The 12,244-nt window shown below is 64.3% G+C and carries 9 protein-coding genes; 5 read left to right on the top strand and 4 right to left on the bottom strand.

The window, feature by feature from the left end:
* Together LFT43_RS11115 and glgC are read right to left on the bottom strand one after the other, a co-directional pair.
* Window positions 1–1,452, bottom strand: a complete 1,452-nt coding sequence (locus LFT43_RS11115) for an SDR family NAD(P)-dependent oxidoreductase (RefSeq protein WP_395796755.1) — start codon at window positions 1,450–1,452, stop codon at window positions 1–3.
* Window positions 1,453–1,560: 108 nt separating this feature from the next.
* Window positions 1,561–2,943 (bottom strand): glucose-1-phosphate adenylyltransferase, encoded by a 1,383-nt coding sequence (gene glgC / locus LFT43_RS11110; RefSeq protein ID WP_395796753.1) that lies wholly within the window; start codon window positions 2,941–2,943, stop codon window positions 1,561–1,563.
* A 104-nt stretch (window positions 2,944–3,047) separates the two neighbouring features.
* Here glgC and glgA point away from each other — a divergent pair, with 104 nt between their 5' ends.
* On the top strand, window positions 3,048–4,256 hold the full coding sequence (gene glgA, locus LFT43_RS11105; RefSeq protein ID WP_395796751.1) for a glycogen synthase: 1,209 nt from the start codon (window positions 3,048–3,050) through the stop codon (window positions 4,254–4,256).
* A 207-nt stretch (window positions 4,257–4,463) separates the two neighbouring features.
* On the opposite strand, the gene LFT43_RS11100 is transcribed toward glgA, so the two are convergent.
* Window positions 4,464–6,566, bottom strand: a complete 2,103-nt coding sequence (locus tag LFT43_RS11100; protein ID WP_395796749.1) for an acyl-CoA dehydrogenase — start codon at window positions 6,564–6,566, stop codon at window positions 4,464–4,466.
* Between the two features lie 35 nt (window positions 6,567–6,601).
* Window positions 6,602–7,324 (bottom strand): TetR family transcriptional regulator, encoded by a 723-nt coding sequence (locus LFT43_RS11095; RefSeq protein ID WP_395803020.1) that lies wholly within the window; start codon window positions 7,322–7,324, stop codon window positions 6,602–6,604.
* A 68-nt stretch (window positions 7,325–7,392) separates the two neighbouring features.
* On the opposite strand from LFT43_RS11095, the gene LFT43_RS11090 reads away from it, so the two are divergent.
* The 4 genes from LFT43_RS11090 to LFT43_RS11075 all read left to right on the top strand — a co-directional run bounded on the left by LFT43_RS11090 (window position 7,393) and on the right by LFT43_RS11075 (window position 12,230).
* On the top strand, window positions 7,393–8,763 hold the full coding sequence (locus LFT43_RS11090; protein WP_395796747.1) for an acetyl-CoA C-acetyltransferase: 1,371 nt from the start codon (window positions 7,393–7,395) through the stop codon (window positions 8,761–8,763).
* 5 nt (window positions 8,764–8,768) lie between these two features.
* The gene (locus LFT43_RS11085; protein WP_395796745.1) at window positions 8,769–10,121 is read left to right on the top strand and encodes a 3-oxoacyl-ACP reductase; all 1,353 of its coding nucleotides are present in this window, start codon (window positions 8,769–8,771) and stop codon (window positions 10,119–10,121) included.
* Entirely contained in the window at window positions 10,118–11,029 is a 912-nt protein-coding gene (locus LFT43_RS11080) for a MaoC family dehydratase (protein ID WP_395796743.1), read from the top strand. Before LFT43_RS11085 ends, LFT43_RS11080 begins: the two co-directional genes overlap by 4 nt.
* A 202-nt stretch (window positions 11,030–11,231) precedes the next feature.
* Entirely contained in the window at window positions 11,232–12,230 is a 999-nt protein-coding gene (locus tag LFT43_RS11075) for a patatin-like phospholipase family protein (protein WP_395796741.1), read from the top strand.
* Window positions 12,231–12,244: the final 14 nt, after the last annotated feature.

The following is a 12,244-nucleotide window of genomic DNA, read 5'->3' as shown; positions in this document are numbered from 1 at the left end:
TTACCAGGGGGAGGGCTTGTAGTCCTTCAGGAAGACACCGTACTGGTCTTCGCCGTTTTCGCCCATGACGATGGGGTCGTAGACACGCGCCGCTCCATCCACGAGATCGAGCGGTGCGTGGAAGCCTTCCTCCATGAGCCGGACTTTGGTGTAGTGCGGACGTTCGTCCGTGATCCAACCGGTGTCGACGGCGGTCATCAGGATCCCGTCACTGTCCAGCATCTCTTGTGCGCTGGTCCGCGTCATCATGTTCAACGCAGCCTTTGCCATGTTGGTATGCGGGTGCCCGGGGCCCTTGTAGGCGCGGGAGAACTGCCCTTCCATGGCTGAGACGTTCACGATGTACTTTCGGCGTGCCGTAGAGCGCTTCATGGCCTCGCGGAGCCGGCTGACCAGCAGGAACGGCGCCGTGACGTTGCAAAGCTGAACCTCGAGCATCTCCAGGGGATCGACTTCGTCCACCACTTGGGTCCAGCTGTTGATCGTCGCAAGGTCGGGGACCAGTCCGCCGGCGTCGATCGCGGTGCCTGTAGCGATTCGCTCCAACGACGCGGAGCCCGTGGACAGGGCGAGCGAGGTAATCGCATCTCCCGCCAGTACCGGACGCTCGGTGACGCTATGGGTGATGGCCAAGGGATGCTTGTCGTGGGCGTGTCCGAACGTGACCAGCTCCGGACCGCCGTTGGCCGCCTGCAAGGCCTCCGGCAGTGGCTCGTCCTCGGCATCCACCAAGGGTTTGTACGCGTTCCCGGAACGGCGGACCGTCTGGGCGGCGTTGTTGATGATGATGTCGACGGGACCGGCTTCATTGAGTGAGTCGGTGAGGGCCATGACCTGTGAAGGGTCGCGCAGATCGATGCCCACGATCCGGAGCCGGTGCAACCAGTCCGCGCTGTCCTCCATGGCCGCAAAGCGGCGTGCCGCGTCCTTGGGAAAACGGGTGGTGATGGTGGTGTGTGCGCCGTCGCGGAGCAAGCGGAGGGCGATGTACATGCCGATCTTGGCGCGCCCACCCGTGAGCAGGGCGCGGCGTCCGCTCAAGTCTGTGCGGGCATCCCGCTTACTGTGGCTGAAGGCCGCACATTCCGGGCACAGCTGGTGGTAGAACGCGTCTACCTGCGTGTAGTGCTGTTTGCAGATGTAACAGGGCCTCGAGCGGATGAGATGGCCGGCGATTTCGCCCGTGGCAGAGGTGGCTAGCTTGTTGCCGCGGGTCTCGTCGTCGATCCTGTCCGGGGCCGCAGTGGCAGTCAAGGCGAGGACCGCGCGGTCGGCTTCGGCGATCTCGTCACGCTTGGAGACCCGGCGGTGGCGCTTGACGGCCTTGAACATCTTCCCCGTGGCACGACGGACGGCGACGTAGTCAGGGTGCTCCTCGTCATAGGCGTGGATGGTATTCAGGACCTTGAGGGCGGCCTGGATCTCTTCAGGCGTCAAATCGGCGGGGCTCATTGGCTCAATTTTACAGGGTCGGACACAGCAAAGCCTCCCCGACGACGCAGGCTGGGTGCCTGCTGTCGCCGGGAAGGCCGGGGGCTGCTTTGGTTCCTAGAGCCTGAGTCAGACCTCTACCGAGGAAGCCTGGATTTTAGTGACCTGCTCCGCGGAATCCCGGATGTCGGGGAACTTCTCCGTGGCAGCCTTGATCGCCTCAGGCACCGAGCGCCGGTATTCCGCAGCCAGGGAGAGCTCGGCAGTGTCCGGCTCCGGTACCAGCTGGCCTTTGGCGAGTACCGTGATGCCGGATTCGGTGACTTTGAAGCCGCGGGCGCGGTCGAGGTCAGAGTCCAGGCCAATGGCGGCCCCGGCAGGGATCTTCACGTTCTTGTCGATGATGGCTCGCTTGACCACTGCGCCTTCGCCGATGCGCACTTTGTCCATCAGCACCGAGTCCTGGATCCTGCTGGCCGGTCCCACGTAGACATCGTTGGAGAGGACGGATCCTTCCACGATTCCGCCGGAGATCACGGAGCCGCTGGCCACGATGGAGTCCAGCGCCGTGCCGACCGTGTTGTTGTCGCCTCGGACAAACTTGGCGGGCGGTGAAATGCTCTGCCGGGTGTAGATGGGCCATTCCGAGTTGTACAGGTTGAAGATCGGTACAGGCGAAATCAGGTCCATGTGAGCGTCATAGAAGGAATCGATGGTGCCCACATCGCGCCAATAGGTGCGGTCGCGGTCGGTGGATCCGGGAATGTCATTGAGCGTGAAATCGTAGACACCGGCTTCGCCTTGGCCAACGAAGTAGGGAATGATGTCTCCGCCCATGTCGTGTTTGGTGTCCAGGCGCTCCGCATCGACGCGCAGGGCCTCCACCAGTGCATCCGCATCGAAGACGTAGTTGCCCATGGAGGCAAGGAATTGCGTGGGGTCGGCGGCAAGGCCTTCCGTTTCTGCAGGCTTTTCAACAAACGCCGAGATCTTCTGTGGATCGTTTTTGTCGACCTCGATCACACCGAACTGGTTGGCCATGTTCAGCGGCTGACGGACGGCGGCGACCGTGGCTTTGGCTCCGCTGGCCACGTGTTGTTGAACCATCTGCTGGAAGTCCATGCGGTAGACGTGGTCCGCTCCGACCACCACCACGATGTCCGGGTCGGCGTCGTGAATCAGGTTCAGGGACTGGTAGATGGCATTCGCGCTGCCGAGGAACCAGCTCTTGCCCACGCGCTGCTGGGCGGGAACCGAGGCCACATACCTGCCCAGCTGGGTGGACATCCGCCAGGTCTCGGAAATGTGGCGGTCAAGGCTGTGCGACTTGTATTGGGTCAGGACCACGATCTGCAGGTACCCGGAATTGACCAGATTCGAGAGAGCGAAATCGATCAAACGATAGCCCCCTGCAAACGGCACCGCAGGTTTGGCCCTGTCTGCCGTCAATGGCATAAGGCGGTTTCCTTCGCCGCCAGCCAACACAATTGACAATACTTTCTTCAACGCCATGGTGTTTGCTCTCCCTGTACGTCTTTGTAGCCCCCGAAAAAAGCCCGGGTTGCCGGACCCTTTCACACTAGAACACATACTCCGGAAGGACTACGTTAGGTAGCGTGCGCGTAGACATTGTGACTAAAGAGTTTCCACCCGAAATCTATGGCGGGGCCGGCGTGCATGTTGCCGAGCTCAGCCGCGTCCTGGCAAAACATGTGGATCTGCAGGTGCGTGCCTTCGGCGCGCCCCGTGAAGCGGACTTCCACGGTGCAACGGTGACGTCGTATTCCACACCGGAGGATTTGGGTGCGGCCAATGCCGCCCTGCAGACCCTTGGGGTGGATTTGCGCATCGTGCCGGACATCGCCGGAGCGGACCTGGTCCATTCCCATACCTGGTACGCCAACATGGCAGGCCACCTGGCTTCGCTGTTGCACGAAATACCCCATGTGCTCAGCGCCCACAGCCTGGAACCGCTGCGGCCATGGAAAGCGGAGCAGTTGGGTGGTGGCTATGCCTTGTCGTCATGGGTTGAAAAGACAGCCTACGAGGCCGCATCAGCCATCATCGCGGTCTCGGACGGCATGCGGCAGGACATCCTGCGCAGCTATCCGAACGTCGACCCCGCCAAGGTCCGCGTAGTCCACAACGGCATCGACGTCGAAATGTGGCAGCCGGACGGAGGCGAGGACGCAATCCGTGCCCTTGGCATCGACCCCGACAAGCCCAGTGTGGTCTTCGTTGGGCGCAACACCCGCCAGAAGGGTGTTCCGTACCTCCTGAAGGCCGCCGCAAGCCTGCCGGAAGGTGTGCAGCTGGTGTTGTGCCTGGGTGCCGCGGATACACCGGAACTCGCCGCAGAAACGGCCCGGCTCATCGAGGAACTGCAGAGCAAGCGCGAGGGCGTGGTGCTGATCGAGCGCATGCTTCCGCGCCACGAGCTCATCCAGGTCCTCAGCCACGCCACGGCCTTCGCCTGCCCGTCGATCTACGAGCCTCTCGGCATCGTCAACCTCGAAGCCATGGCGTGCGGTGCGGCCGTAGTGGCGAGTGCCACGGGCGGCATCCCCGAAGTGGTTCAGCACGGTAAAACGGGGCTCCTCGTGGAGCTGGAGCAGGTGACGGACGGTACCGGAACCCCGCTGGATCCGGAGAAGTTTGTCGCCGATTTTGCCGCGGCTCTCAATGAGGTCGTGTCCGATCCTGCGCGTGCCAAGGTCATGGGTGCGGCAGGCCGCGTCCGCGCGGAGCAGCACTTCTCCTGGGAATCGATTACCGAGACAACCCTTGACGTCTACCGTTCGGTCCTCGCCCACTCGCCCAACTAGTCCCCACCGCCACCCTCGCCTCGCAAGTACGGCCAGGGAACCCTGGCAGCGTGGGCCCTCGCAATAGGTGACGTTTTGGGCGTCCAAAACGGCGACAGTGCGAGTCTTCGAAGGAACGACGACGGCGCCGCACTCCCGCTGAGGGGGTACGGCGCCGTCGTCGCTAAGGGATTCGGCAACTGTTCACCGGCTGGTCACGGCAAGATGCTAGCCGGACTTCCTCCCTTTCAATGCGAGCAAGGTCTTCTCTTCGGCTGGAGCGTTGCCGCTGGCTCGTTGCGCCCGGAAGTAGTTGCGGGCTTCGTCCTGGCGCTCTTTCTCGGCCCCGGACGCGATGGCCGCGCGCAAGTGCTCCGGACCGTAGCCGAAGGAATCAACCAGATCCAGGGCGTGGGGACGGATCTTGATGAGGAGCCGGTTGATGTAGGCGCCCACCGTGCGCCCGCGCTGCATGGAGAGGCGGCCGTTCATGAGGTACCAAGACAAGTGTTTTTCGATGAGCGAGAGGCCAAAGAGATCGCGAAGCCACGTCAGCACCTGAAGTGTGCCGGGATCACTGATCTTGCCAAGGGCTTCCGTGAACGCTTCCCATTGCAGGAGTTCGGCGTGTGCCTGGGCGGCGTCGATCAGATCGTCTTGGTGTTGGTTGAACAGTGCTGCGCCCTGGTGCTGTGGAAGCTTGTTCGCACCCTTGAGTGCCGAACCCACCTCCGCCACCATCGACTGCACCCGGTCAGTCAGTAGTGTGCGCTGGCCTTCTTCGTCCCGCAGGGCCAGGGCTGCCTTCTGGACGGATCCCGTATCGGCCACGAACTGCGCCACTTGCCGCAGCCCGGTGCGGTTGATCGCGACGTCCGCTGCCTGGGCCGCGACGAAGCGCGCCAATACGCCGAAGTCAACGTTGCGGAACTCTTTGGCGTAGTCGGCCAGCAGGCGCTTTGCGACGAGCTGGAGCAGCACGGTGTTGTCGCCCTCAAAGGTGGCGTAGACATCCAGGTCTGCGCGGAGCGAGGCGAAACGGTTTTCGATGAGGAATCCGGCGCCGCCGCAGGCCTCACGGCATTCCTGCAATGTGTCGAGAGCATGCCAGGTGCTCAAGGGCTTGAGCGCCGCGGCGAGGGTCTCCAGGTCCTGGCGGTCGGCGTCGGTGTCGTGTCGGCCAGAGAAGACGTCGTCGAATTTTTCGAGCAGCTGCTCGTGCGCGAAACTCGCCGCAAAGGTGGTGGCCAGCCGGGTGAACAGGCGGCGCTGGTGCCGCTGGTAGTCCAGAAGGACCTCCTCGTCGGTAGGAGAGGAAGCGTTGAACTGGCGCCGTTCGGTGCCATATCGGATGGCGGTCGTCAAAGCCAGCTTGCTCGCGGCTACTGCGGCGCCGTCCAGGGAGACACGGCCCTGCACCAGCGTGCCGAGCATCGTAAAGAAACGCCGGCCCGGGCTGGCGATCGGGGAGGTGTATTCCCCGGCAGGGGAGACATCGCCGTAGCGGTTGAGCAAGTTGGTGCGGGGGATGCGGACATCGCTGAAATGAAGCCGGCCATTGTCGATGCCGTTGAGGCCGCCTTTGACACCGTCGTCCTCTCCGCCGATTCCCGGAAGGAATGCCTTGGTGTCCGGGTCCCTGAGTGGAACGTAGAACGCGTGGACGCCATGGTTCACATCGCGGGTGACCAGTTGGGCGAACACGACGGCGGCCAAGCCGTCTACGGCCGCGTTGCCGATGTAGTCCTTCCACGCGGCCCGGAACGGAGTGTTGATGACGAACTCCTGGGTGGTCTCGTCGTACGTGGCCGTGGTGGCGATGCTCGCAACATCGGAGCCGTGTCCGGTTTCGGTCATGGCGAAGCAGCCGGGGATCTCCAGGCTCATGATCCCGGGCAGCCAGCTGTTGAGGTGTTCCTCCGTGCCGAGGTGCATGACGGCGGAACCAAACAGCCCCCACTGGACGCCGGCCTTGATCTGCAGTGAAGGATCGGCGGTGACGAGTTCCTCGAACCCTGCGATGTTTCCGCCGTGGTCGTCCGAACCGCCCAAGCTTGAGGGGAAGGCCCGGTGTACCGCGTTGTTGTCCACGAGGTACTTCAACTGCCCGAACACGCGCTTGCGGTGCTCGGTATGCGTCAGGCCTTCGATCTTGTGTACCTCCGGGCGGCCGGCGAGGTCGCGCGCGGTGCGCCGGATGTGGGCCCACTTGCCCAGCAGCAGTTCGCCGAGCGCCGCTACATCCACTACGGGTGCTGCGGGCTGTGTGGTTGCAGCGGTGCCGGCAGGCTCACGGGTGCTGGAGGGCGTGCGATCCACTACTTCAGTCATGTTGATTCCTTCTTTGGTTCCGAACAACTGATGTGTCATTGCTGGTTTTCTGCGGAGTTGGTCTTGAGTTCGGAGGCGATTCCCACGCACAGCCAATCGGTGATCCGGGAGGCCATGGTTTCCTGGTCGGGCTTCGCCGGAGAAGCCGGGCTGCCTAGCCACATTTCGCCCGCATTGCGGACAAGGCCGATTGCCGCGGTGGGCCAGTACTCAATGAGGGCTTCCTTTTCCGCCCCAAGGTGTTCCCGCATGGGCTGGGCGATCATGGCGCTGATCGACTCGAAGAAGTGGCCGAGGGCTCCGGAAGCGGCGATGGCGTCCTGGGCCGAGGGCTCTCCGTGCGTGAGTCGTGTGACGAATGCATAGACGTTGGGGCTCGACTCTGCCATTTGCAGATAGGCCGAGACCATGGCGAACAAGCCTTCACGTGGAGTCTGCGCGCTTTCCGCTGCTTCCTTCATCCGGCGTTGCATCTGTCCAAGCACTACTTCGCCCATGGCTTGCTGCAGGCCGGCTTTGTCCCCGAAGTACCGGTAGTACACCGACTTGGAGGTGTTGGCGGCGGCGGCTATGTCCTCCATGGACGCGTCGCTGCCCAGCGCGTGGACAGCCTTGCGCGCGGCCTTGATGAGTTCGCGGCGGCGTTCCTCGCGGTGGCTCTGCCAGCGGGCGGCGCGGCCGTCGACGGCGGGGCTCCCGCCGTCTGCCAGGGCGGCGCTCCCGGCAGGCGGGTCGGCGGAAAGTGCCGGGCTGGGGATGTTCACGATACTCAGCGTATCAGGTACGCTGAGTATCAGTAACCCGATGTGATCATAAGGAGAAACGCATGCCTGAAGCAGCAGTGTCCGCGAGCGCACCACAGGAAACCGCCGCCGGCCGGGGCACACTTCGCAGGGCCGTGGTGGTTGGCGGCAACAGGATCCCCTTTGCGCGGACCGGCGGCGCCTACACCAAGTCCTCCAATCAGGACATGCTGACGGCCGCCTTGGACGGGTTGATTGCCCGTTTCGCGCTCCAGGAAGAGCGGATCGGTGAAGTTGCCGCGGGTGCTGTCTTGAAACACTCCCGCGACTTCAACCTCACCCGCGAAGCGGTGCTCGGGTCAGCCCTGTCGCCGGAGACGCCGGCCTACGATCTCCAGCAGGCGTGCGCCACCGGCCTCGAGACAGTCCTGGGCCTGGCCAACAAGATCAAGCTCGGCCAGATCGACTCGGCCATCGCGGGCGGCGTAGACTCTGCGTCCGATGCCCCTATTGCCGTCAGCGAGGGACTTCGCGAAATCCTGCTCGACCTCAATCGGGCCAAGTCGCTGCCCGAGCGGCTCAGGGTCCTGTCCCGGCTTCGTCCCAAGGATCTGGCTCCGGATGCCCCGAATACCGGGGAACCGCGGACCGGCCTGTCCATGGGTGAGCACCAGGCGCTGACCACGGCCCAATGGAAGATCAGCCGCGAGGCCCAGGACGAGCTCGCGTTCAACAGCCACCATAATCTCGCCGCGGCCTACGAGCGCGGCTTCTTTGATGACCTCGTGACTCCCTACCGTGGCCTGAGCCGCGATTCGAACCTTCGCCCGGATACGTCCATGGAGAAGCTGGCCACGCTGAAGCCCGTCTTCGGAAAGAGCCTCGGAGCGGAGGCCACTATGACGGCCGGCAACTCCACCCCGCTCACGGACGGCGCCTCCACCGTGCTCATGGGCACGGAAGAGTGGGCCGACGCCCGCGGCCTGCCCAAACTGGCCGTTGTCGTCGATGGCGAGGCGGCCGCCGTCGATTTCGTCCACGGCAAGGACGGACTCCTCATGGCCCCTGTCTTTGCGGTGCCACGGCTTCTCGCCCGCAACGGCTTGTCCTTCGAAGACATCGATTTCTTCGAAATCCACGAAGCCTTCGCGGGGACCGTTCTGAGCACGCTCGCTGCGTGGGAAGACGAAGAATTCGGCCGCAACCGCCTGGGCTTGGACGGCGCCCTCGGCAAGATCGATCGCGCCAAGCTCAACGTCAACGGTTCATCCCTAGCCGCCGGCCACCCCTTTGCTGCCACTGGCGGAAGGATCGTCGCCTCGCTGGCGAAGATGCTCCAAGAGAGTGGCCCGGTGGACGGCCGTCCCGCCCGCGGGCTCATTTCCATCTGCGCCGCCGGGGGACAGGGCGTCGTCGCGATCCTCGAAGCCTACTCCGCTCCGGAAGGGCGGTAGCCGGCATGACCGACAAATACACACAGTTTGTCAGCCAGGGCATCGGCAAGGACCTGGCCAGGAAACTTGGACTGCCCCAACCTGCCGCGCTTCGGAGGTACAAAGCGGGAGAACCCCTGGTTCCAGGGCCGGTACTTTTGCTGGGGAGCGGGAACGGGAACGCATCAGGCGCAGATGAACTTGCCGCAGCGCTCCTCGGCTGGGGGCTGGATGTGCGGAGAAATGCCCTGCCCAAGGAAAAGCTCGGGGCGATCATCCTGGTGCTCGACGACGTTGAGCACCCTGAAGACCTCGCGGGCCCCGTCCTCACGGCCGCTCAATCGCTCCGAGATTTGGTCCCGTGCGCAAGAGTCGTCACGATCTCCCGCACCTCCGCATCCGCGGCAAGCCCGGCTGCCGCTGCCGGACGCCAAGGGGTCGACGGGCTGCTGCGTTCGCTGGCCAAGGAGCTCAGGGCGGGCGCCACGGCCAACGGCATTCTCCTTGGAGGCAGCGCCGGCACAACCAGCCCCAGCACACTAGGTGCACTGCGCTTTTTCCTGTCGGGCCGGTCCGCATTCGTGGATGGGCAGTTCCTGACGGTCACCACGGGTGCCGGCCAGCTACCCGACGACGCCGACAAGCCCCTGGACGGCAAAGTCGCCGTGGTCACGGGGGCCGCCCGTGGAATTGGTGCGGCGATCGCGCGCACCCTATACCGCGACGGGGCCCGGCTGGTGGTGGTTGACATCCCCGCCGCCGGGGACCACCTCGCAGCCGTCGCCAACGAGGTCCACGGCACCGCCCTGCAGTTGGACATCACGGCGGAGAACGCCGGGAGCCGGATCATAGACCACGCCATGGAACGCCTTGGCGGCCTTGACATCGTCATCCACAACGCCGGCATCACCAGGGACAGGCTCCTGGCCAACATGGACGAAAGTCGCTGGAACTCGGTCATCGGCGTCAACATCGCCTCGCAGTTGCGAATCAATGAGGCGCTCTTGGAGCCCGGGCGGTTCAGCAAAGCCCCCAGAATCGTCTCTGTGGCTTCCACGAGCGGCATCGCTGGGAATCGCGGGCAGACCAACTACGCAGCTTCCAAAGGCGGAGTGATCGGAATGGTCCGCGCCACGGCGCCCCTGCTGGCAGAAAGCGGTGGATCCATCAACGCAGTCGCCCCCGGCTTCATCGAAACAGACATGACTGCCCGAATCCCCTTCGCTACCCGAGAGGTGGCGCGACGGCTCAATTCCCTCCAGCAGGGCGGTCGGCCGGGCGACGTCGCAGAGGCCATCGCGTTCCTGGCATCGGATGCGGCCGCCGGGATCTCGGGCGAAGTGTTGAGGGTATGCGGGCAGAACCTGGTGGGTGCATGAGTACAGAACAACCGCTGATCCTGGGGGACTTGCCGTCCCTCTCGAAGCTGTATGTGAATGCGGCGGCTACGGCGGCGCGGAGGAGGATGCTGGGACTCCAGGCTGTCAATGCGCTGCCTCAAGGGAGCCATGAGGTTCGCGGGGTGCAGGCTGACGTCGGGAACCTCACCGCTTACCAGCATCTGGTCGGAGAGAGCGCCAGCGACGTGCTGCCTGCGGGTTTCATCCACGCCCTCGCTTTCCCGGTAGCCATGAGTGTTCTCAACCGCGACGACTTCCCGCTTCCGCTGCTCGGAATGATCCACCTGCGCAACCAAGTGGAGCACTTGCGGGCGGTCCAATTCAGCGAACTGCTCGACATCCGGTCCTGGGCCGAGGACATGCGGGGCCATCGGGCTGGAACGCAGCTGGACGTCGTCGCCGAGGTCCGTTCAAGCAGTGACGGGGCCTTGCTCTGGCGAGGTGTCTCGACGTACCTGGCCAAGGGAGTGTTCCTGCCAGGAGTCGATAAGGCGGCTGCAGCCGCCGCGCCGAGGGAGTTCACTCCTCCTGCGCCGACGGCCGTCTGGCAGCTCGGCGTGGATACCGGCCGCCTCTACGCTGCGGTGTCCGGGGACTTCAATCCGATCCACCTCAGCGTCCTCTCCGCCAAGGCACTGGGCCTTCGGCGAGCCATCGCGCACGGCATGTACCTTGCCTCGCGGGCCCTGGCGGACGTTGGCTCGGTGAAGTCGGAGGCGTTCCGTTGGAACGTGAATTTCGAGGCACCCGTGTTCCTCCCGGCGCGGGTAGCTTTGGAAATCAGGACGCTCCACTCCGACTCGGGGGCTTGGGAGGCTTCTGACTATGTCGCTTGGAACCCCCGGGGCGGCAGGAGACACTTCAGCGGGTCCGTGACCGCGCTTTAGGGCGCCGGAGCGAGGTTGGAAACAGCCCAGTAGCGCACCGCGTCGCGGCGTGCTAGCTTTTCAATGATCGTGATCTATCGACAGGAGGTGAGTCCCATGAACGCAGTATCCGCAATGGGTGCTCCCTCGCAGTCCACGATCGCGCGACTGAGGTAGTCGCGACCGGGAGCGCCCCACAGGCAATTCGCGAAAGGCGACTCCCATGAACACCACACCTTCTTCACCTCTGCACTCCAATTCGACGACGGCCTCGGACCTGCCGAGGTCCGATCAGGGTCAGCCGCAGGTCGACGCCACAAGACGGGTACGCGCCGCGGGTGAGCGAGCGTTGGTCCTCGGCGGTGGCGGATCGGCAGGCAATGCCTGGCTGATCGGCGTCATCGCCGGCCTCTTCGATGCTGGGTTGGATGTGACCGAGGCCGATCTCATCATCGGCACGTCGGCCGGCTCGACGGCCGCGGCCCAGATAACCGGCTCGAGCCCGACCCAACTGCTTGCCGACATCCTTTCCGCTGCACTCCAGCCACCACGGACCGCTCCAGTGGGACCCGACGCTGGACGCGTTCGCATGGGGGCGGCGGCGAAACATATGGAGAGAACGAGCCGAATCATCGCCGCCGCTAAGGATGCGGCCGACATGCGCCGCAGAATGGGCTCGGCGGCCCTCGAAATGGACGCGGCGTCGGACGGCTCCGGGCAAACGCGGTGGCGCGATACCGTCGCCGGCCGTCTGCCCAGCCAGCACTGGCCGCAACAAAAGATGCTGATCACGGCGGTCAATGCGCATACCGGTGAACCGGTCGTGTTCGACCGCCACAGCGGGGTCGACTTGGTGGACGCCGTGGCCGCCAGCTGTGCCAGCGGCTTCGCCTACCGTATCGGCGGCAGCCGATATATCGACGGCGGCTACCGATCCAACGCCGAGAACGCCGATCTGGCAGCCGGATACGCAAGGGTGTTGGTGCTGTCACCGTTCGGCGGCAGATCCCGGACCCCAGTGGACTGGGGCATGCACCTAGCAACCCAGGTCGACGAACTACGAGCACGCGGCAGCAGTGTCGAAACGATCTTCCCGGATAGCAGCTCCGAGCACATGTTCGGAGCCAACGCGATGGATCTGTCGCTGCGTCCTCCTGCCGCTCGAGCCGGCGACGAGCAAGGCAGAGCCCTTGCCGGGCAGCTCACCGAATTCTGGCGCTGACGCCCACGAACCCA

The organism is Arthrobacter sp. FW306-04-A (genome assembly GCF_044358315.1).
GTDB lineage: Bacteria > Actinomycetota > Actinomycetes > Actinomycetales > Micrococcaceae > Arthrobacter.
Note: the sequence above shows the minus strand (reverse complement) of the source record. Positions and strands in the feature narration are given on the sequence as shown.